Below are 21,986 nucleotides of genomic sequence, written 5' to 3'. Positions count from 1 at the left end.
TCATGCCTGCTCACCTCCGCTCAGCACCTCACCCACGGCGGTCAGGCAGAGCGCCAGCGACACCGCTCCCGGGTCCGGGTTGCCCACGCTCTTGTCCGCGAGCGGGCGGGCCCGCCCCACCTTCGGCACGAGCTCACGGGTGCGCTCCGCGGCCGCGGTGGCCTCCTCGGCGGCGCGTCGCCAGGCGGCACCCAAAGCCTCACCAGCGGCGACGCGCTCGTCGAGAGTCGTGACGAACGGGACGAGCGCGTCGAGGAGGGTCTTGTCGCCGACGTTGGCGCCACCCAGCCGGGTGACGGCGTCCGTGGCCTCGCGCAGCGCCGCCACCACGGTGCGGGCGTCCGGGACCTCCTGGTCGCCGATCACGCGGCCGATCGCCTGGAGCAGCGCGCCCCACAGCACGCCGGACGAGCCGCCGCCGCTGTCGGCCCAGGCCTCGCCGGCGGCCCGCAGCGTCTGCCCGGCACCCAACGTGGAGTTGTTCGCCGCCCCGCACGCCGCGGTCAGCCCGCGCACCATGCCTCGTCCGTGGTCGCCGTCACCGGCGATGGCGTCGATCTCACCGAGCCTGGCCTCGTTCTCGCGGATCACCTCGAGCATGCGGTCGAGCGCGCGCCGGACCGTCGCGGCGACCTCGCGCGACTGCGGGCTCGCCTCCTCCACGCGACGCTCAGCCTGGCGCTCACGCGCGGCCCGCACCGCGGCCGTCGACGTCGCCGATCCTGTCGACGCCCCAGCGCCCGTCGAGAACGCGGACGACACCGAGCCACGACGGAACGCCGGCGTGTCGGCGGGAGCCTCCCACAGCGGGGTGAGCTCGTCGTCGAGCCAGCAGATCGTGAGCGAGCAGCCGGCCATGTCGAGGCTGGTGACCAGCTCGCCCACCTCGGGCAGGATCAGCTCGACGCCTGCCTCACGCAGCCGCGGCACGACGTCCTTCCAGAGGACGAACAGCTCCTCGTACTTGGTGGCGCCGAGCCCGTTGAGGATCACCGCGGCGCGGCCGTCGGCACCGTCCGGTCGCTCCGCCAACAGCGCGGACACCAGCTCCCCGGCCAGCTCCGCCGCGCTCAGCCGGTCGGTGGTCCGCACCCCCGGCTCGCCGTGGATGCCCAGGCCGAGCTCCATCTTCGTCGGGTCGACCCGGAACAGCGGCTCGTCCTTGCCCGGGAACGTGCAGCCAGCGAACGCGACGCCGATGGTGCGGGTCAGGTCGTTCGCCTTGCGCGCCAGCCGCTCCACCTCGTCGATGGAGTCCCCTCGCTCGGCCGCCGCGCCCGCGACCTTGAAGACCACGAAGTCGCCCGCGATGCCCCGGCGCTTCTCCGGCTTGTCCGAAGGAGCCGAGGCGATGTCGTCGGTGACGAGCACGGTGCGGCAGTCGATGCCCTCATCGCGCAGCCGCTGCTCGGCCAGCCCGAAGTTCATCACGTCGCCGGCGTAGTTGCCGTAGCTGAACAGCACGCCGGCGCCTCCGTCGAGCGCCTTTCCCACCCGGTAGGCCTGTTGGGTGGACGGGGAGGTGAAGATGTCGCCGATGACCGCGCCGTCGGCGAGGCCCGGCCCGACCAGACCGCAGAAGGCCGGGTAGTGGCCCGAGCCACCACCGACGATCACGCTCACCTTGCCCGGCCTGGGTCCTCCCGCGCGCATCACCCCGGAGGTGTCGGGAACCCGCTCCACATACCTGGAGTACGCGGCGAGGAAGCCCTCCACCATGTCGTCCTTGAACCTCGCGGGATCGTTGTACAGGCGAGTCACGGCGGCCTCCGTCAACGCAGTCGGGACAGCAGGTAGTCGAGCGCGTCGCCATGGTCGCTGGCGACGTACGTCGCGAGGGCGAGTGCCTCCGGCTTGGGTGGGTACTGCTGGTTGGGAATCGCGACCACGGTCAGCCCAGCGGCGTGCGCGGCGCGGATTCCGTTGCTGGAGTCCTCGACCGCGATCCCGGTGTCGGGGGTGATCCCGATCCGGCGCGCGGCCTCGGCGTAGACGTCGGGGTTCGGCTTCCCGCGCGGGACCTCCTCACTCGACACCGTCGCGGTGAACCGGTCGGCGATGCCGTGCTGCTCGAGCACCGCGTCGATGACGCGGCGGGCGGCTGACGACGCCAGACCCAGCGGAACCTGGGCGCTCACCTTGAGGACGAGGTCGTCGGCGCGGTCGAGCAGCGGGGCTTGCCCGGCGTGGATGGCCTCGACGACGTAGTCGACGCACTCGGCCTGGATGGCCTCCGCCTCGTCGGGCGTGCCGACCTTCTCGGCGAGGTAGCGAGCCCACTCCGGCGCGCTCATCCCCTGGCAGGTGGTGGTGTCCTCGTGGGTCCAGGTGCCGCCTCGACTCTCGCAGCAGTCGATCCAGCTGCGCTCCCACAGGTGCTCGCTGTCGACGATCACGCCGTCGAGGTCGAGGATCACGCCTTTGACGCAGGTCATGAGGCCACCTCGTACGCGACGTTGTTCCGCTCCAGGTCCGCGAGGACCTCCGCGGGCGCGCCCGCGTCCACGATCACCAGGTCGAACGCCGAGAGCGGGACGAGCTTGTGCAATGCCACCTTGCCGAGCTTGCTGTGGTCCATGAGCAGGTAACGCTTGGCCGCGACCTCGAGCATCTTGCGCTTGACGGCGACGATGCGGTCCTCCTGGTGGTAGGCGTACTTCCCGGAGAGCGCGGAGGTGGAGACGAACACCGCGTCCACCCGTAACGCGTCGATGCACTCCAGGCACGTCGTGCCGAGGAACGAGTCGTGCAGCGGGTCGTAGTCACCGCCGAGCGCCATGAGGCCGATGCCCTTGATCTGGCTGAGCTGACGCATCGCCTCCAGGTAGTTCGTGGCCACCCGCAGCGGCGTCAGCTCGGCGAGGAACGGAATCATCTGCGCCGTTGTGGTGGCGTCGTCGAGCATGATCGACGTGCCGGGTTCGACGTGGCGAACCGCCTGGCGGGCGATGGCGCGCTTCTGCTCCCGCATCGCCTTCTGCCGGTAGGCCACATTGGACTCGAAGACCCCCGACGGCTGCGCGGTGACGCCACCGCGGAACTTGCGGACGACCCCCTGACGCTCCAGCTCGTCCAAGTCGCGATGGACGGTCATGACGCTGACCCCGAACATGGCGGCCAGCTCCTGCGCGGAGATGCTGCCGCGTTCTGCCACCACGTCGGTGATCTGCCGCTGACGTTCCTCTGGCGAACGTACGCGGCCGCCCCGGCCGTTGTGCTGCTCGGTCACCGTGAAACTCGCTTCCCTTCATCCCCCGCGAGGAAGACGTGCGTCGTCGTGGGATCGACGAGGATGCCCACCTTGTCGTCCTGCCGCAGAGACCGCGCCACGCTCCGTGACGCGACCAGCGACACGAGGTTCTCCCCGATCTGGACGGTCACCTCCGTCTGCCGACCGAGGTGCTCCAGGACGTAGACCACGCCGTCCAGCCGCACGCGGCCTGGTGGCGGGTCCCCCGCACCGAGGTGCAGCGTCACGTCCCGGGGCCGGATCCCCAACTGGACCGCCTCCCCCGGCTGAGCGTCCACCGCCGGCGTCGGCACCTCGACGGCACCGTCCCGGCTGACGAAGCGTACGCCGTCGTCGCGGGCCACCAGCGTGCCCTGGAGAATGTTCATCCGCGGCTTGCCGAACGCCAGCGCAACGAACGCGTTCACCGGCTTGGCCCACACCTCGGTGGGCGTGCCGACCTGAAGGATACGGCCATGGCGGATCACGCCGATGCGGTCGGCGAGGGACAGCGCCTCAACGTAGTCGTGGGTGACGTAGATGGTCGTGGTCCGGCCGGCGTCGGCCGTTCCGTCGCCTCGGCTGATCGCCTTGAGCTCCGCGCGCATGGTGGAGCGCAGCTTGGCGTCCAGGTGGGCGAGCGGCTCGTCCAGCAGGTAGGCGTGGGCCGGGCGGACCAACACCCGCCCCAGCGCGACCCGCTGCCGCTGGCCGTTGGAGAGCTGGGTGATCGAGCGATCCAGGAGCTGGTCGATGCCGAGCAGCTCGGCGACCCGGCTGACCCGCTGCCTGACCTCCGCCTCCGGCAGCCGCATGCGCGGGGACCGCAACGGCGAGGCCATGTTGTCGAAGACGTTGTACTGCGGGTAGAGCGCGTAGCTCTCGAAGCACATCGCGAGGTGGCGATGCGTCGGCTCCACGTCGGCGACGTCCACCCCGTCGATGCGCACCGTCCCGCCGTCCGGCTCGACCAGGCCGGCGACGCACTTGAGGGTCGTGGTCTTCCCGGCGCCAGACGGCCCGAGCAGGCAGAAGAACTCACCGTCGTTCACCGTGAACGACACGTCGGTGAGCGCGGTGACCTTGCCGAACCGCTTCGTGAGACCTTCGAGCTCGATCGTCGCCATCAGCCCTTCACCGCCCCGAACGACAGGCCACGAACCAGGTATCGCTGGATGGCGAGCGCGAGGATGAGCGGAGGCAGCGCCGCCATCACCGCGCCGGCGGCGACGAGGTTGAAGCGCACCTGGTTCCCGCCCAGGAACGCCAACGAGCTCACGGTCACCGTCTGCGCGTTACTGGAGGTGAGTGTGAACGGGAAGATGAAGTTGTTCCAGGCGAAGATGAAGGCGAGCAGGCACACCGCCGCGATGCCGGGCCGCACCAGCGGCAGCACCTGCTTCAGGAACGCCTGGCGACGGGAGTAGCCGTCCAGCAACGCCGCCTGCTCCAGCTCGGCCGGGATCTCCCGGAAGAACGACCGCAGGATCCACACCACGAGCGGCATGGTGACCAGCTGGAGCACCCAGATCATCCCGACGAACGTGTCGTAGAGGCCAAGCTGCTGGTAGATCACGCTGAGCGGGATGATGACGATCAGCTCAGGCGCGAAGCGGAAGCTGAGCAGCGTGAACATGAGGTTCTCGCTGCCTTTGAACTGGTAGCGGGCGGCCGCGTACGCCGCCGGGATTCCGATCACCAGCGAGACCAGCACGGCGCCGACCGAGGTGACCAGGCTGGCCAGGAAGAACCGCACGTAGGACGACCCGCCGCCTTCGAGACCGAGCACCCGTGCGTAGTTCTCCAGCGTCGGCGTGAAGAACAGGTACGTCGAGGTCTGCTCGGCGTTGGTCTTCAGGCTGAGCGCGACGATGAACGCGACCGGGACGAGCGAGAACGCGAAGTACAGCAGCAGCGCCAGATTGGCGAGCGTGGAGGTCACCATCCTGCGCATCGGTCACACCCCCGCGGCCCGAGACTGAATCCTGTTGAGGTAGCGCACCAAGACCATCGAGATCAGGTACACGGCGATCCACAGGATGAACATGAAGGTGACGCCCCTGCTGTACCGGGCGTAGCTGATCGCCTCCAGGTACGCGTTGATCTGCAGCGTCGTGGTGGCGTCGCCGGGGCCGCCGGTGGTCAGGCCGTAGATGATGTCGAAGACCTTCAGGCAGTCCATCAGCCGGAAGATCACCGCGACCAGCACGTACGGCCACAGCATCGGCAGGGTGAGCCGGCGGAACGTCAACCACCAGCCGGCGCCGTCGACCGCCGCCGCCTCGAACGGCGACGCCGGCAGCGACCGCAAGCCCGCCAACGCGAGGATGGCGACGAACGGCGTGTAGATCCACGCGTCGACCACGACAGACCAGAAGAACGCCCACACCGGCGAGTCGGTGCCGCGGTAGCCGGTCACGCCGACGGCCTCCAAGACGGGACGGACCCAGCCCACCTCGGGCAGCAGGAGGAGCTTCCACATGATCGCGGCGATGATCGGCGCCACCATGAGCGGCACGATGAGCACTCGCTCGAAGATGCGGCCGATCAGCGAGCTCCGGTTGAGCAGGAGCGCGACCCCGACCCCCAGCACGGTCTCGACCGTCGTGGCCACCGCGGCGAAGAGCACCGTGACCCGGACGGAGTTCCAGAACGAGCCGCTGGTGAAGATCTCGACGTAGTTCCTCAGGCCGACGAAGCTGGGCTGCGGGTTGGCGTCGGAGAAGTTGAAGAACGTGTACGCCACCGCGAGGAAGAACGGGTACAGGATGCCCACGCACAGCAGCACCGCGGGCACCGCGAGCAGGTAGGGCCGCAGCGCCCGGCGACGCCGGGACACAGCGGGCGCGGTGTCCACTCGCGGCGGCGCGTCGGTGACCACGCCGCCGGCGCGGCGTCGGCCGGGCGCTTCGGTCGCCGTCATTAGGCGTTCACCCTCTCCTCAAGGTCCGAGGCGAGCTTGTCGAGCGTGGTCTTGGCGTCAGCGCCACCGTAGATCTGCTGCAGCGCCGCCGCCCAGGAGGTGGTCGCGTCGAAGAAGTTGCGCTGCGGTGTGAACTGGATCTTGGTGTGGTCGATGACCTCCTCGAAGGTCTCGATGAAGTTGGTGGCCTGCGACAGCCGGTCCTTGTACTCCGCCGACGACGCCACCGACTGCCGGACCGCGTCGATGTGCTGCTGCTGGGTCGCGGCGTACTGCAGGTGTTCCTTGGAGGTCGCCCACTGCAGGAACCACCAGGCCGCCTCCTTGTTCTTCGAGGCGGAGTTCATCCCGAGCGACCAGATCCACATGTTCGTGGCGAGCGAGCCGTCCGGGCCCTTCGGGCCGGGGTGCCAGGCGAGCTTGCCGGCGGCCGGCGTGTCGACGTTCTGGAAGTAGGCCGCGATGTCGGCGTCGAACAGCATCGCCGCCTTGCCGGCGCCCAGGTCGCTGGAGGCCTGGTACCAGGTGTAGGAGGTCCACCCGGCCGGCCCGGCGTCGCGGACCATCTTCGCCCACTTCTCGGTGAACTCGACCGCCTCGGGCGTGTTCATCCTCGGGACCAGCCGGTCACCCTCGACCTCGAAGTCCTTCAGGCCGAGCCGCGAGTACATCGTCATGAAGCCCGGGTGGATGGTGGCCCACTCCTTCGAGCCGCGCACGGAGATGCCGTACATCCCGTCGAAGCCCGCGGCCGGCGCCTCCTTCTTCAGCATGGTGGCGAGCTCGATGAGTTCGTCGAACGTCTCCGCCGGCTGGACCTTGAGCGTGTCGAAGACGTCCTTGCGGTAGCAGATGGTGTTGGTCTCGAAGCCCCACGGCAGCATCCACTGCTTGTCTCCGCCGAGGGGGTCACCGTTCTTGAAGCTCCACTGACCCGCGGTCAGCAGGTTGGGGAAGAAGTCGTCGGGGTCGAACTCCGCGTGGGTGGCGGAGGAGTTCTGGATCCAGGGGTTGAGATCCTCGAGGTAGCCCGGCGGGCCGTACTGCCAGACCATGTAGGCGCCGAGCATGAAGACGTCGTAGTTGCCCTGCTTGGAGCGCAGCTCGAGGGTGACCTTGTCGAAGTAGTTGGACTCCGGGAACTCGTCGATCTCGACCTTGATCCCGGTCTTCTCCGTGAACGCGCCGAGGTTGGCCTTGAGCGCGTCGGTGTACGGGTGCTTGTTCATGAGCAGCCGGACGGTCTTGCCGTCGTGCTTCTTCCAGTCGAAGCTCCCGGTCACCTCGTTCGCCTCGGAGTCCTGGCTCTGGCCCGTCCCGCCGAAACCGCAGGCCTGGAGGACCGGGGCTCCGGCGGCCAGGGCGGCACCGAGGCCCATGGCCCGCAAGACGTGACGGCGGCTGAAGGAGCTCCCCGCACCTGGCGCGCCGGGGGCGCCGCTTCCGTGGAAACGCGTGTCGTGCATCTCGATCCTGGACCTCCGGAAAGACGGCGCGAAACGCGCCTGTCCTCGTGACGGTGGGCCCCGAGGCGGGCCGCACCGGATGTTGACACACAAGGTTGAGGCCTAGTTCACACGGAAGTCAAGAGTCTTTAACAAGAAGAGCCGTTACCTCGGCACGTCCATCACGTATGAGCAAGTGATCATCAGGCATTCTTCACGCCCGTCCCACCGTCTCGTCACGTGGCGTCGGTGAATGCGTCACGAGACGTAGTCGATTGGGTGTGCAACGAGGGGTTGAACTCCACCAGCTCCCAGCCCTCGTCGTGGCGCAGCACCGCGCCGCTGGTGTTGGCCACGCGAGGGAACAGCTCCCGGTAACGGGACGGGTCGAGTCCGACCAGCTCGCAGGTCACCAGTCGGAGGAGCGTGCTGTGGCAGACGACGAGGACCGTGCCCCGCGGGTGGGCGGCGACGATCTCGTCGAGCGCCTCACAGCCGCGCGCGATCGCCGCCTTCGGGTCCTCACCGCCAGGGAGCGGGTTCGCCACGGGATCCCGCTCGAACGCCGCCCGCTGCTCCGGCCAGCGCTCGCGCATCTCGGCGGAGGTGAGGCCCTCGGCCAGGCCGAAGTCGAGCTCCACCAGACGCTCGTCCACCTGGTGCGGGACACCGGCGGCGGCCGCCGCGGGAGCCGCGGTGTCCCTCGCCCGCCGCAACGTCGAGCTGTAGACCGCGGCGAGGCCGGCCGTGGCGGCCCACGAGGCCAGCTCCTCGGCCTGCCGGCGGCCGCGCTCCGTCAGCGGCAGGTCAGTCCGGCCGCAGTACCGGTTCTCCGCGTGCCACGGCGTCTCTCCGTGGCGGACCAGATACACGAGCGTCACGTCGCTCCTCCCGTCATGGGGTCACGGCGCCGGCACGAGCGGCGTCGGCCAGGCTGTCGCCGATCCATCCCCGCCGAGCCAGCTCGTCGACCCAGGCGACGTACGGCTCGTCGAAGACGTCGGCGTGCGTGCGTGGCTGGAACACGCGCGCGGGTCGAACCATGCGCTGGGCGGCCGTCGCCAGCCCGGTCTCGGTGGCCGCCGCGAGGAGCGCCATGCCCAGCGCGCCTTCCGCGTGCTCGGGCACCGCGACCTCGCGCCGCAGGACGTCGGCCTGGAGCTGGGTCCAGTAGGCGCTGCGGGTCGCGCCCCCGGTCACGACGACACGCTCCCCCACCTGGGCGCCCAACGCGCGTACGTGGTCCAGGCACAGCCGCGCGACGAACGCCACGCCCTGCAAAATCGCGGCGAAGCGGTCGACCTCGTCGTCGGCCGGCGCGCCGACGAGGAACGACTCCGCCTCCGGCTGCCGGAAGGGGAACCGCTCGCCTGTGCCCACCAGCGGATACGCCAGGCACCGAGCGGGCTCACGCTCCGCCGCGAGCCGCTCCAGCCGGGGGAAGTCGTCGAGGTCGAACGCCGCGCTCAGGGCACCCGCGCCCGCGTTCGAGGCGCCGCCGGGCCACCACAGGTCGTCCGGTGAGCGGTGCGAGTACAGCGCGCCGGTCGGGTCGTGGAGCAGCCGGTCGGACACCCCCTTGAGCACCGTCGTCGTGCCCAGCACGAAGCTCCACTCGCCCAGGCGCAGCACCCCCGCCGCGAGCTGGGCGGCGCAACCGTCGGTCATCCCGGCGACCACCGGGACACCGACCGCCAGGCCGGTCCGTTCCGCCGCGGCCGGGCACACCGTGCCGAGGATGGTGCCGGGCCGCACGAGGTCAGGGAGCAGGGCCGGGTCGAGCCCGAGCCGCCGCAGGTCCTCGGCCGGCCAGCGGACGTCCACCGGGTCCGCGCCGGTCTTCAGGGCGTGGCTGGTGTCGACCGCGGTGGGCCGTCCGACCAGGCGCGAGGTGATCAGGTCGACCTGGTGAGCCAGCCGCATCCGGGGGCGGGGCGGCGTGCGGCGAAGCATCCACAGCGCCTTCGCCAAGGCCCACGACCGCTGAGGGCGCAGCGCTCGCTCCGCCCACACGGGCGCCGGCTCCTCCTCGATGCGGCGACCCTCCTCGACCGCCCGGCCGTCGTCGTACATCAGCCCGGGCGTGAGAGGTCGGGCGGGGTCGGTGGGCGTCTCCTCCACGAGGAGCACGGTCCCGGACGTGGCACAGCACGCCAGACCGGCGACCTCGACCGGTCCGGCCGCGGCCAGCGCCTCCTGGCAGGCCTCCGCGAACCCGTTCCACCAGGTCTCGGGATCCTGCTCGTGACGGCCGTCGTCGAAGCGTCGGCTCGGAAGAGGCACGCTGCCGCGGCCGAGGACGGCGCCGCTCTCGTCGACGAGGAGGACGCGCACACTCTGGGTGCCGATGTCGACACCCATCCATGCCCGCCGACTCGTCGGCCGGGCCTCCCGCATCCGACCCCTCCACGATCACGCCGTTGTGAAATTCGGTTGTGAAGATAACAGCACGTGATGCGGGGCTTCAAGGCACGGCCTGACGCCCGCAGCCCACCCGCGTCCGCGTCTTCACACCGACTCTCACACTCCCACGCGGACGGCCGTCGATGCCGTGGCCACGAGAGGGGGATGCGGCGCCCACGAGAGGGGGATGCGGTGCCCAGGAGATGGACAACGCCGGTCGGGACCTCTCACCGCGGAGCGAAGGTGAGCTCGACGAACCGCGGGCGGTAGATGCTGGCGTCGTTCCAGACGTCGTCCGGGTTCAGGCTGTTGACGTCGTAGGAGACGACGAGCGTGTTGCCTCGACGGAACTGCGGGTGCTCGTGCGGGCCGTACATGATCACGTTGGGGTTCCCGTACGTCCCGTCCGGGCCGGTCTCCGGTGTCCGGTAGAGCACCGTGCGCTCACCGAAGGGGCCAGTCGGCGTCGGCGCGAAGTAGCCGACGATCTCGTTGCTGAACGGGAAGGACGTGTCTTGAGTGATGAGCAGGTAGCCGCCGTTGATCGGCGTGACACTGTAGCTGTTGCTCACGTCCGCGAGCACGCGAGTCGACTCGGCCTCGACCGACGACCAGCCGTCACCGGTGAAGAACTCCCACCGGCCGAGGAGGTCGTCGCCCCGGACGCGGGCGATCCGCATGTACTTCTTCTGGCCGAGATCCTCGACCCCGTAGATGTACGTGTACGGACCCACGCGGAGCAGCCAGGGGTTCCACTCGAGGTTCTCCACCGAGGACGGGAGCTCGTGCACGCTGAGGACCTCGAGCGTCTCGAGGTGGAACCGGGCGAGGACGGTGCGCCGCCAGACGAAGTCGAACATGCCGCTGCCGGTCCTGGCGAACTCGAGGTAGATGACGTTGAGCGTTCCGCCGGCGATGTTGTTGGCGTTGACCCAGTACCACGCGTTCGGGTCCTCCGGCGCCAGGACCGCGGCCGGGTTCTCGCGGGTGCCACCGTGGATGGTGCGAAGCTCGCCGTCTTCCTGGACGACGATCGAGTTGTTGATGAACGCCGCGTCAGGTCGTGACCCGTCAGGCTCGACCGGCCCGAGGAACGTGTCCGAGAACATCCAGATCCGCCGTCCGTCCGGCAGCTTCGCCGAGTAGGTGCCGTCACCGCCGCTCCATGTGTTGGCGTCGGCCGCGTCGCCGTAGCGGGTGAACATGTCCTCCAGCCAGCTCGCGCGGCGGACCGAACGCAGGACCGGCATCCGCGGACCGTCGGTCGAGCGTGGCGGCCTCCCCTCTGCCGAGGCGACACGGGCACCGGTGACGGCGAGCCCTCCCGCCGCGAGCCCCGCCGACACCAGCCCTCGCCGGGTCAGGCGGCGACCAGGCAGTGCACCGGCTGTGCTCATCGTGACCATTCCTTTCCGTCAAGTCCTGTGAGTCCTTCCGTCAGGTCCTGTGGGGTCCTCCCATCAGGTCCTCTGGGGTGACGTCACCGCGTGACACCGGTCAGGGCGATGCCTTCGACGATGTACCGCTGGCCGAGGACGAAGACGACCAGGACGGGCACCACCGCGATCGACGCGGCCGCCATCATCAACGGGAAGTCGGTGGTGTACTGACCCTTGAACTGCGCGACGAGCAGCGGCACGGTGAACTTCTCCGGCGTGCTCAAGAAGATCAGCGGTCCGAAGAAGTTGTTCCACTGGGCGAGGAAGCTGAAGATCCCCAGGGCTGCGAGCGGAGCACGCAGCAGCGGCAGCACGATGTGCCAGAACACGGTCCACCGGCTCGCGCCGTCCACGATCGCGGCCTCCTCAAGCGTCACCGGGATCCCCTTGATGAACTGCCGGAGCATGAAGACGCCGAACGCGTTGAACAGCGCGGCCGGCACGATGATCGCCCAGTGGGTGTCGAGCCAGCCGATCCACTTCATGATGAGGTAGAGCGGGATCACGGTGAGCTGGCTCGGCACCATGAGCGTGGCGAGGAAGAGCACGAACAGCCCGCCGCGGAACGGGAACCGGATCCGGGCGAACGCGTAGGCGGCCATCGCGCAGGTGAGCAACTGTACGACGACGATCGTCACGGTGATGTAGGCGCTGTTGAGGTACGCCCGAGCGAACGGCAAGGCGTTCCAGGCGTTGGCGAGGTTCTCCGGATGCGCAGGGCTGGGCCACCACGTGGGTGGCACGACGAAGACCTGCGAGATGTCCTTGAACGAGCTCAGGACCATCCAGATGAACGGCAGAGCCATGAGGAGCGCCCCCGTGGCGAGGAACAGGTGCAGCGCCACCCGCCACACCAAGGCCGCGGGTCTGGGTCTCGCCATGGTGGTGTGGCTCCTTCCTGAGCGACGGCTATTCCTCGTAATAGACCCAGCGTCGCTGTGCCCACAGCTGGGCGAGCGTGAGGACGAGCAGGATCACGAACAGCACCACCGCAGAGGCGGCGCTCGCGCCGAACTCGAAGTCGACGAACGCCAGGTCGTAGATGTGGAAGACCAGCGTGCGGCTCGCGTCGCCGGGGCCGCCGTTGGTCATGACGTAGGCCAGGTCGAAGACCTGGAACGACCCGATCATCGAGGTGATGGTGAGGAAGAGGATGGTCGGCGACAGCATCGGCAGCGTGACGTGCCAGAACGTGCGCAGCGCGCCGGCTCCGTCGATCTCCGCCGCCTCGACGAGCGTCCTGGGTATCCCCTGCAAGCCGGCGAGGAAGATCACCATGGTGAAGCCGATGCCCCGCCAGAGGCTCACGAGCGCGATCGCAGGGATGACCCAGGCCGGATCGACGATCCAGTTGGGCGGCTCGATGCCGAACCAGTCCCTGAGGTAGCTGTTGACGGGCCCGAACTCGCCGTTCAGCAGCCACAGCCAGACGACCGAGACCGCGACCGAGCTCGTCACCACCGGCATGAAGAAGAAGAGCCGGTAGAGGACCTTCCCTCGGACGTTGTTGACCGCGAGCGCCACGAGGAGCGAGCAGATCAGGTCGCTCGGCAGGAGCAGCGCCGTGAAGTACGCCGTGTTGCGGAGCGAGACCCAGAAGGTCTCGTCCCGCGCCTGCTGGGCGAAGTTCTCCAGGCCCACGAACTCCCGCGTGCCGAAGCCGTCCCACGTCATCAAGCTCAAGGCGATCGCGAACACGAGCGGGCCGAGGACGAACACCACGAGGCCGACGAGCTGCGGCCCGACGAAGGCGAAGCCCCAGGCCGCCTCCCCGAGGCGGCGGCGGGCAGCCGAGCTCGCACGAGGACCAGGCCGCCCGCCCTCCGCGGCTCGCTCCGGGCTCGCCGTCGGTGGCGCGACGGTGCTCGCTCGCCCCTCCGACGACGTCCAGGGCGTCTTCACCCGCATCACCCGTTCGCGGCCTTCTCGATCATCCGGTTCGCGACGGCGCCGATCTCGGCGAGCGCGGCGCGAGCGTCACCGCCACGGGTCCAGACCACGTCGATGCGCTTGCTGATCTCCTGGCGGAGTCCCGGTGTCCGCGACTCCTCGATCGGTGGCGCGTAGCCCTTCTCCCGAAGGTCCAACCAGATCCGCGCGTGCTCGGGGATACCGCCCTCGAGCACGACCTGGTCAGGGCCCTTGATGCTCGGAACGGCGTTGCCGGCGTCGGCCAGGCGGAACTCCTGCCCTTCTCGGGAGACGAACTGCGTCAAGAAGGTGAAGGCCGCGTCAGGGTCCCTCGCCTTCGTGTTGATGACCATGGAAGCGGTCGCGACGGGCGTCACGGGAAGCGCGCCGTCGTGCGAGGGGTACGGCACGATGTCGTACTCGAGCGCGGAGTTCTGCTTGAACAACGGAAGGACCCACCGACCCACGCCCATGGCGAAGGCGATGTTGTTCGACATGAACAGCGCCTCCTGGCCCTGCCCTTCCGGGAGGCTGCCGGCGTAGACGAAGGCCCCCTGGTCGAGCATCCGGCGCAACCACACGAACGCGTCGACGGACTTGGGGTCCTCGTGGGCCACGAACCTCCCGTTCTCGTAGACCTTCCCCCCGTTCGCGGTCATCCAGCTGTAGACCGACATCCAGTCGCTGCCGAGCGCGCCGACCCGCCTGCCGCTCGCCTTCACCTTGCCGGCGATCTCCTCGAAGGCCTCGCGGGTCCACTCCCCGGCCTCGAAGCGCTCGGTCGGCAACGTGGTCACTCCCGCGTCGGCGAGCACCTTCGTGTTGAACCACAAGACGACGGGGTTGCAGTCGACCGTCACGCCGTAGATCTCGCCGCTGGGGTCCTTCGCGTTACCCCAGAGCCCTTCGAAGAAGTCCTCGGGCGGTGACTCGCTCTGCTCGCTCTCGAGCCGCTCCTTGAGCGGCAGGATGCTGTTGTTCTTGACGAGCCGCGCGAGGAGCGTGTCGCCCGCGTAGAAGACGTCCGGCGCGGTGTTGCCGCTGAGCTGGGTCAGAAGCTTGGTCTCGTACTGGTCGGTCGGCACCGGGATGAGCTTCGCCTCGATGCCCGGGTTGCGCTCGTTGAAGTCGTCGGTGAACTCCTGGAGCCGCTTGACCTCGCCGGGGTTTCCCCAGACCGACCAGCTGACGAGCGCCTTGCCACCGCCACCGCCACCACCGTCAGAGCCACAGGACGTGAGCGCGCCAAGTGCCGCGAGACCAAGGACAGCTGAGGACCCCGTCAAGAACGACCTGCGCGGGAGTGAGACGTCTCCCGACCGGATGGAGTTCGTGCGTCCAGGCATGGTCCGTTGCCTTTCACGAGATCGCTGTGCTGTCTCGCTACCCGCGCGCCACCGTCTCTTCACGCTCCGTGAAGCAGCGTGGCCGCGACTGGCCACGGGACGGTGTCCTGCCCTGGGCAGTCCCTCCTGGGCCCGGGCGGCCGGCTTGGTCCTCTCGGCCGCTGGGTCCTTCACGTACCCGCCCGCCCGCTCGACAATGGTGCGCGCGTCGCATCTGTCGGCCGACCGCCCGCGAGACCTGTGAACGCGTCCGGACAGCGACGCGATGACGTTCCGGGGAAGGGGACCTGACCACCGTGACGCGTTCCAGGAGGTGAGGGAACGACCGATGGCGAAGGCTGCCCAGAACCCGTTGGACCTGTCCGGCCGAAGGATTCTCATCTCCGGGGGCGCCGGTGCGCTCGGCCGCGCGATGGTCTCCCGGTTTCTCGACTTCGGGGCCGCGGTGGTCGTCAACGACATCCTTCCCGACGACGCGGCGGCCAAGGCACTGCCCGCCCACGACCGCCTGAGCTACGTCCGCGCCGACACCACGGACGAGGCCGAGGTCGAGCGGCTGCTGGACGCGGCCTCCGACCTGCTCGACGGGCTTCCGGACACGGTCTGCTGCCACGCGGGCGTCGTCGAGGCGCACCCGGTGCAGCGGTTCCCCGTCCAGGCGTTCGACCGGATCATGAACGTCAACGTGCGCGCGGCGTTCCTCCTCGCGAGAGCGGCCAGCCAGCGCTGGATCGACCGGGGCGAGGAGGGGCAGCTCGTCTTCACCACGTCCTGGGTGCAGGACGTGCCGTGGCCGGAGATCGCGCCGTACAACGCGAGCAAGGCGGCGCTCAAGTCGCTCACTCGCAGCTTCGCGCGGGAGCTCGCGCCGTACCGCATCCGCGCCAACGCGGTGGCGCCCGGGATCGTGGGCGCCGGCATGGCGAAACGACAGTGGGATACCGAACCCGAGTACCGGGCGAGGGCGCAGCGGGCGATCCCGCTCGGATACCTCCAGCCGCCGGACGCGGTGGCCGACGTCTTCCTGTTCATGGTGAGCCCGCTCGCCAGCTACCTCACAGGCAGCGTCCTCGTCGCCGACGGCGGCGCGAGCCTGTACCCCATGGACGAGGACACGGTGGAGTAGGCGGATGAAGATCATCGCCCTCGAGACCCTGCGGCTCGGCATCCAGCCGAACACGCTGATCCTCAGGCTGCACACGGACGAGGGGCTCGTGGGCGTCGGGGAGGCGTTCTTCGGCGCCGGGGCGGTCGAGGCGTACCTGCACGAGACCATCGCGCCCGCGCTCCTCGGCGTCGAGGACCCGACGCCGGAGGCCATGGCGCGGCACCTCGCGCCGTACGTCGGCTACCAGGGCGGTGGCGCGGAGGTCCGGGCGCTCGGCGCGGTCGACCTGGCGCTGTGGGACCTGCTCGGCAAGCGCGCCGGTCTTCCCGTCGCCGACCTGCTCGGCGGCTCGCTGCGAGACCGGGTACCGATCTACAACACCTGCGCCGGCCCTGGGTACGTGGGCAGCAGCTCCCGCCAGGAGTCCGCGAACTGGGGGCTTCAGGCGGCCAACCGGTACGAAGACCTGCACGCGTTCCTGCACCGGCCCGGTGAGCTCGCCCGCGAGCTGTACGCCGAAGGCATCCGGGGCATGAAGGTCTGGCCGTTCGACCTCGCCGCCGAGGAGACCGGGGGCACCGACATCACGCCCCAGCAGCTCGCCCGGGGCATCGCGGTGGTGGAGAGCATTCGCGAAGCCGTCGGCATGGAGATGGAGATCCTGGTCGAGCTGCACGGTCTCTGGTATCGACGCGGAGCCGAGAAGATCTGCGAGGCGCTCGCACCCTTCAAGCCCTTCTGGGTCGAGGACCCGCTTCGGGCCGACGCTCAGGATTCGATCCACCACCTCGCCAGCGCGGTCGACGTCCCGATCGCGCTCGGCGAGACCTGCGTCGGTCGACGCGGCTTCCTGCCGCTGCTGCGCGACGGAGCGATCGACGTCGCCATCATCGACCCGGGGTGGACCGGAGGTCTCACCGAGGCGCGGAAGATCGCAAGCCTCGCCGACACGTTCGGCCTTCCGATCGCGCCCCACGACTGCTCCGGCCCCATCGCGTTCGCGGCGTGCGTTCATCTGGTCGCGAGCCAACCCAACGGCCTCATCCAGGAGACCGTTCGGGCGTTCCTGCGCACGTGGTACGCCGAGCTGGTGGACGGCCTACCCGAGGTCTCCGACGGACACGTGCGTGTGCCCCGCGCGCCGGGGCTCGGGGTGGAGCTCCGTCCTGGGCTCGCGGACCGTCCAGACGCGACCCGACGACAGTCCACTCTCTGAACTCATCCGTCGTCGTTGTCGTGTCTCCGCGTCAATGTCGGGCCTGGCAGCGCCGTCTCAACGCGGCGTGACCGGCGGGGTACGCTCAGACGGCACGCCGACTCCGGCGATGGAGGTGGCCGCCACGGTGAACTCGTAGGAGCTCCCCGGACTCAGGTCACGCACCACGACCCGGTACGCGTCGGCGTCCGCGGTCACCGGTTCCAGCGGGGTCCCATCCCGATACGGCGTCACGAGGTAGCCGGTCAGTGGCGCACCTCCGTCGAACTCCGGCGGCACCCAGGTGACGGTCACCGATCCATTGCCGGGGGTGGCGGTCACGTCCGTGGGAGCGTCCGGCGGGGACGCGAGTGCGAACACCTCCAACTCGCGCAAGCCGACATTCGGTCCCGAGCCGCCCTCGACCTGGAAACGCACCCATGTGAAGGTCTTCGGCTCGAAGCTCACCGTCGCCGGCTCACCGGTGGTCGGCACGTCGCGCACCTCGATGGTGCTTCCGTCGCTGAAGCTCAGCGTTCCGCCGTGGACGTCGTCGATACCGGGCCGGTCGTAGAGGACGATTCGGTCCGCCTGGATGGGCCGGTCCCAGGTGAGCTGGATCCACGGATTCTGCTCACCCCGCGAGGCCCACTCGCCGGAGCCGGCGCCGAAGCCGTCGTGAACCTTCGCCGGTCCGTGGTCGTCGTTGTACTGCGACGACGCGGTCGCGGTCACGCCAGGCCACCGGGCTGCGTTGTCGCGGTAGAGCGAGGGGTCGAGGTCGAGCACGACAGTCCGGGTACCGCTGACCCCACTGCCGTCGGTCGCGGTGGCGGTGACCACCACCGCACCCTCGCGATGGTTGACGGTGAGGACGCCGTCCGCGTCGATCTCCGCCTTCTGGGTCGGCGACCCGTCCGGCTCGGTCACCGTCCACGTGACACGGGTCGTGGTGGCATCGTCGGGCTCCACCTTGGCCTCATAGCGCGCGGAGCCATAGGGCACCCGCACGACGTCCGGCCCGACGACCTCGATCCGGGCCGCCAGGACCGGCTCGTGCGCCTCCGGCCCGGTCCCGAGGAGGTTCGTGGCCGCCACCGTGAATGCGTAATCCGCGTCGACGTCGAGCCCTGTCACGACGGTCTGAGTGGTGCTCTCGTCGACGGTCGTCGGCTCCTGCGCCACTCCATCCCGGTACGGCGTCACCACGTACCCAAGGACGGGGGCACCACCGTCGAACACGGGAGGCCGCCAGGAGACCGTGGCCTCACCGTCGTGCCGTTTCACAGACACGTCGGTCGGCGGGCCAGGGACGGAGGGGATGGCGTACACCTCGATCTCGGACATGCCGGGATTGAGACCCGTGCCGCCCTCGATCTGGAAGCGCATCCACGTGAACGTTTTCAAGGGGAACGTCACCGTCTTCGGTCCACCGTTCCGGGGCAGGTCGGTCACCTCGACCGTGCTGCCGTCGCTGAAGTGCAGCGTCCCGCCATTGGCGTCGTCGTCGCCCGGCCGGTCATAGAGGACGACCCGGTCGGCCTGGATCGGGTTCTCCCAGTCGAGCTGGACCCACGGCTCGCGCTCTCCCCGCGACGCCCAGTCTCCGGCGTCCTTGGAGCCGATGACGCCGTCGTGCACCTTGTCCGCCCGGTAGCCGTCGCTGTACTCCGACGACGCGGTCGCCGTCACGCCGGGCCAGCGGGCGGCGTTGCCGCGCAGCAGGCCGACGTCCAGGTCCAGCGTGACGAGCTTCCTCGCCGTCACGCGCGGTCCGCTGTCTGAGTTGATGGCGGTGACCAGTACCTGGCCGTCGCGACGGTTGACGGTGAGGTTGCCGTCGTCGTCGATGATCGCCTTGTCGGTTGGCGATCCATCCGGTTCGGTCACCGACCAGAACGCCCGCTGCCACGTCGTCGACGCGGGATCGAACCGCGCCTCGAAGCGGACAGTGCTGTACGGCTCGGCCACACGGTCGGGCCCGACGATCTCCAGATCCGTCGCGTAGACGGGCTCCTTCCTCTCCGACGGTGACTCCGACGGCGGCAGCGGCGACACGCCCCACCTGGTGTTGGGCTCCGGTCCGAGCCACAGCTCCAACGTGCCGCCGTCGACGAGCTGGTCGTGGTGGAACCACGCTTGCCGCCAGAGACGCCCGTCGAGTTTGGCGCGCTGGATGTACATGTTCTCCGCGGAGTTGTCGTGCGTGACGATCCGGAACGTCCCGCCCTTGTAGTAGTTCGGGTGCAGCTTGATCGTGATCTCATCGAAGACCGGTGAGGTGATGTCGTACACCGGACGGCTGTGACCACCACCTGTCACCTCGAACAGCCCGATCGCCATCAGCGCGCTGATCGCGCCCATCTGGCCTTGGTCTTCGTCGTGGTGTCCGTAGCCGTCGGTCGTGGAGATCGACCCGTACGTCTTGTCCTTGACCTGCCGCACCCAGTACTGCGTCAACCACGGGTAGCCGACGTAGTTGAACAGGTGCGCAACCTGGAGTCCCGGCTGGTTGCCGTAGCTGACGTAGCCCTGGCCGTAGGCGCCGATGAAGTTCGAGTCCTCGGCACGTCGGAAGGCGTAGTTGAGCTTGTCCGCGTACGCCGCCTCACCTCCCATGAGGTTGGCCAGCCCCATGACGTCGTGGGAGGTGAACCACGTCGCCTGCCACGAGTTGGCCTCGACGAAGTCGCTTGGGCTGAGTGGGTCGAAGTCCTCCAACCAGGTGCCGTCGGCGGCTCGTGGTCGGATGAACCCCGTCGACAGGTCGTAGAGGTTGCGCCAGTTCCGCGACCGCTCGAGCAGGTACTCGCCGAGGTCGGTGTCGTCCCAAACTTCGATTTCGTCGAGGCCCACGTCCGTGCCGCTGCCACCGGTCACCTCGAACCGGACCCACGTGATCGCCTTCTTCGTGCCCACGTCGACGACCTTGTTCGTCCCATCGACGGGGATGTCGGTCACCAGGACCGAGCTGCCGTCGCTGAACGTCAGACGGCCCGCGTTGACGTTGCTGTCGGGGTCCGGGCGGTCGGACAGGACGACCTTCCGCACGGTCCGCGGCTCGTCCCAGCGCAGCTCGATCCAGGGATGACGCTCACCGTCGGACCTCCATTCGGTGCTCTCGTTCGGATCTACCGCCGAGCGCATGGGGCGCCCGTCGATCGCGCGCTCCCCCACCGATGGTCCAGCCACTTGCGACGACACAGTGACCTCGGCGAACTGGGTGATATTGAGGCCCTTCTTGCCGAGCTGCTTGGCGAGCTGCGCGAGCGTCCAGTCTTGGAAGGCGTACTCCAGCGTCTGACCGGCACCGCCGTTGAGCCCAGCGCCGGGCCGGTAACCGACCCATCCGTTGTCGAGATAGTCCCGGATGCCGCCAGCCCCGGTCCACGTTCGGTACTCCAGGGCACCCTTGTCGAACAGCCCACCCACCGAGTGGGCGTCCAGCATCGCCTCGAAGGCGAGATCGATGTCGAAGTCCCGGATGCCCTTGTTCCACGCGCCGGCGATGAACGAGGTGACCGGCGAGCCGGTCATGATGAGTGAGTAGTTTCCGGCGACCGGGCCGCGCGGCAGCAGACCGCCGTCCTTGTACATCTGCAGCTGGGACTTGACGAAGCTGCTGTAGATCTCCGGGTACGCCAGACCCAGGATCGAGTTGAGGTTCCACTGGGTGAGCCAGAGCGCGTCGTAGTTGTACATCGCGAACGTCGGCTTGCCGTGCTTGTCCAGTGGGATCTGGCGAACTCGACCGGCGTTCCAGGTGTCGTCCAGGTACTTGCCGTCGACGTCAGAGACCACGCTCCGGCCGCACAGCACATGGAACAGGTCGGTGTAGAACTTGATCTGCTGCTGCTCGGTCCCGCCACGCACGTCGATGCGGCCGAGCATCTCGTTCCAGCGGGCCCGCGACGCCGCCCGCACGTCGTCGAACGACCAGCCCGGGAGCTCCGCCAGAAGGTTCTTGCGGGCGCCGTCGGTTCCAGTCAGCGAGAGACCCACCTTCATCTGGACGACCTCGCCCGCGTCGAGGTGCTCGTAACGGACGTACACACCCATGTTGTCGCCGGCGAGCTCCTCGATCGGAGCGCCACCCCGTGCCAGTCGGCCGTCGGACCACCCGTGGAGGGAGTCGAAGGGCTTGTCGAAACGAATGTTGAAGAACAGTCGGGTATCGAAGTCGGGGTAGGCGGCACCCCGTTGGTTGACGTACCCTTCCAGCTCCGTGTCACTCACCTTGGTGACGTAGGCGTCCTTCATGATCGCCTCGCCGAGCTGTCCACCGAGATTGATGATGATCTCGCTGGGACCCGCGGTGCCGTAGGTGTAGCGGTGCATGCCGACCCGGTCAGTCACGGTCAGCTCGGCGGTGATGTCGTAGCGGTCCAAATGAAGCTTGTGGTAGCCGGGCTCCACCACCTCCGACTCGTCATGCTTGGTGTAGGAGTGCCACCCCGAGTCGCCTTGGGTCTTCGGGACGCTCTTCCCACTCGTCGGCATCACCTGCACGCCGGAGAAGTTCCACTCGTGGATGTGGCTGAAGCCCTTCACGTAGTGCTCGGTGGTCCGGTAACCGGTCCCGCCGCTGGAGTGGGTGCCCGTGTCAGGCCGGAGCTTGACGAATCCGAACGGGTTGCTCGCCGACTGGAAGAAGAACCACCGCGCGATGTCGGCCTCCACCCACGGGTTGACCAGGCTCACGTAGTCGCGCGTCTGTTCCTTGGCCTCGACCTGCGTCGCCGAAGCGCCGACGTTGCCAACGAGCAGGAGGGCCACCCCCGCGACGAACGTCACGACGAGGCGGGCCAGGTGTCGCACGCGTTCCGGACTCATGCCTCGCCCCTTCGCCAGCGTTGTCGACCGCATCGCGTCACCTCGGTTCGCCACCCGGTCAGACGGCCGTCTCGCGGTCATGCAGGTAGCCCCGAACGAGCGGTCATACTCGGCTTAGCTGGCCAGCCTCTCGTCGTCCAGCCGCACGCCCAGT

At 68.9% G+C, this 21,986-nt stretch carries 16 protein-coding genes; 2 read left to right on the top strand and 14 right to left on the bottom strand.

Features of this window, described 5'->3' with window-relative positions:
• The 13 genes from DFJ64_RS11920 to DFJ64_RS11860 form a co-directional block, all read right to left on the bottom strand.
• Complete coding sequence (locus tag DFJ64_RS11920) at positions 1 to 1,761, bottom strand: dihydroxyacetone kinase family protein (RefSeq protein WP_115852027.1); 1,761 nt, start codon at positions 1,759 to 1,761, stop codon at positions 1 to 3.
• Positions 1,762 to 1,772: 11 nt separating this feature from the next.
• Positions 1,773 to 2,435 carry an HAD family hydrolase gene (locus tag DFJ64_RS11915; protein WP_115850517.1) on the bottom strand — a complete coding sequence of 221 codons (663 nt, stop codon included), beginning with the start codon at positions 2,433 to 2,435 and terminating at the stop codon, positions 1,773 to 1,775.
• Complete coding sequence (locus DFJ64_RS11910; RefSeq protein ID WP_115850516.1) at positions 2,432 to 3,229, bottom strand: DeoR/GlpR family DNA-binding transcription regulator; 798 nt, start codon at positions 3,227 to 3,229, stop codon at positions 2,432 to 2,434. The genes DFJ64_RS11915 and DFJ64_RS11910 overlap by 4 nt, the downstream gene beginning before the upstream one ends.
• Entirely contained in the window at positions 3,226 to 4,356 is a 1,131-nt protein-coding gene (locus DFJ64_RS11905; RefSeq protein WP_115850515.1) for an ABC transporter ATP-binding protein, read from the bottom strand. The genes DFJ64_RS11910 and DFJ64_RS11905 overlap by 4 nt, the downstream gene beginning before the upstream one ends.
• Positions 4,356 to 5,183, bottom strand: coding sequence for a carbohydrate ABC transporter permease (locus DFJ64_RS11900; RefSeq protein WP_115850514.1), 828 nt, complete (start codon positions 5,181 to 5,183; stop codon positions 4,356 to 4,358). The genes DFJ64_RS11905 and DFJ64_RS11900 overlap by 1 nt, the downstream gene beginning before the upstream one ends.
• Positions 5,184 to 5,186: 3 nt before the next feature.
• On the bottom strand, positions 5,187 to 6,152 hold the full coding sequence (locus DFJ64_RS11895; protein WP_115850513.1) for a carbohydrate ABC transporter permease: 966 nt from the start codon (positions 6,150 to 6,152) through the stop codon (positions 5,187 to 5,189).
• Positions 6,152 to 7,618 carry an ABC transporter substrate-binding protein gene (locus DFJ64_RS11890; RefSeq protein ID WP_115850512.1) on the bottom strand — a complete coding sequence of 489 codons (1,467 nt, stop codon included), beginning with the start codon at positions 7,616 to 7,618 and terminating at the stop codon, positions 6,152 to 6,154. Before DFJ64_RS11890 ends, DFJ64_RS11895 begins: the two co-directional genes overlap by 1 nt.
• Positions 7,619 to 7,833: 215 nt before the next feature.
• Complete coding sequence (locus tag DFJ64_RS11885) at positions 7,834 to 8,478, bottom strand: histidine phosphatase family protein (protein ID WP_115850511.1); 645 nt, start codon at positions 8,476 to 8,478, stop codon at positions 7,834 to 7,836.
• Between the two features lie 13 nt (positions 8,479 to 8,491).
• Entirely contained in the window at positions 8,492 to 9,994 is a 1,503-nt protein-coding gene (locus tag DFJ64_RS11880) for an FGGY-family carbohydrate kinase (RefSeq protein WP_115850510.1), read from the bottom strand.
• Positions 9,995 to 10,227: 233 nt separating this feature from the next.
• Positions 10,228 to 11,397 (bottom strand): glycoside hydrolase family 183 protein, encoded by a 1,170-nt coding sequence (locus tag DFJ64_RS11875; RefSeq protein ID WP_170152595.1) that lies wholly within the window; start codon positions 11,395 to 11,397, stop codon positions 10,228 to 10,230.
• A gap of 83 nt (positions 11,398 to 11,480) precedes the next feature.
• Entirely contained in the window at positions 11,481 to 12,320 is an 840-nt protein-coding gene (locus DFJ64_RS11870; protein WP_115850508.1) for a carbohydrate ABC transporter permease, read from the bottom strand.
• A 28-nt stretch (positions 12,321 to 12,348) separates the two neighbouring features.
• The gene (locus DFJ64_RS11865) at positions 12,349 to 13,341 is read right to left on the bottom strand and encodes a carbohydrate ABC transporter permease (RefSeq protein ID WP_245941088.1); all 993 of its coding nucleotides are present in this window, start codon (positions 13,339 to 13,341) and stop codon (positions 12,349 to 12,351) included.
• Between the two features lie 5 nt (positions 13,342 to 13,346).
• A complete protein-coding gene (locus DFJ64_RS11860) occupies positions 13,347 to 14,696 on the bottom strand; it encodes an ABC transporter substrate-binding protein (RefSeq protein WP_170152594.1) in 1,350 nt (449 codons plus the stop codon).
• Between the two features lie 328 nt (positions 14,697 to 15,024).
• Here DFJ64_RS11860 and DFJ64_RS11855 point away from each other — a divergent pair, with 328 nt between their 5' ends.
• Together DFJ64_RS11855 and DFJ64_RS11850 are read left to right on the top strand one after the other, a co-directional pair.
• Positions 15,025 to 15,822, top strand: a complete 798-nt coding sequence (locus DFJ64_RS11855; protein ID WP_115852026.1) for an SDR family NAD(P)-dependent oxidoreductase — start codon at positions 15,025 to 15,027, stop codon at positions 15,820 to 15,822.
• Between the two features lie 4 nt (positions 15,823 to 15,826).
• The gene (locus DFJ64_RS11850) at positions 15,827 to 17,020 is read left to right on the top strand and encodes a mandelate racemase/muconate lactonizing enzyme family protein (protein WP_115850505.1); all 1,194 of its coding nucleotides are present in this window, start codon (positions 15,827 to 15,829) and stop codon (positions 17,018 to 17,020) included.
• 57 nt (positions 17,021 to 17,077) lie between these two features.
• Here the strand turns inward: DFJ64_RS11850 and DFJ64_RS11845 are convergent, their stop codons facing one another.
• Complete coding sequence (locus DFJ64_RS11845; protein ID WP_115850504.1) at positions 17,078 to 21,832, bottom strand: glycoside hydrolase domain-containing protein; 4,755 nt, start codon at positions 21,830 to 21,832, stop codon at positions 17,078 to 17,080.
• Positions 21,833 to 21,986 lie beyond the last annotated feature (154 nt).

The organism is Thermasporomyces composti (assembly GCF_003386795.1).
Taxonomy (GTDB): domain Bacteria; phylum Actinomycetota; class Actinomycetes; order Propionibacteriales; family Actinopolymorphaceae; genus Thermasporomyces; species Thermasporomyces composti.
The sequence above is the reverse complement of the archived record's forward strand: the minus strand, read 5'-3'. Positions and strand labels throughout refer to the sequence as shown.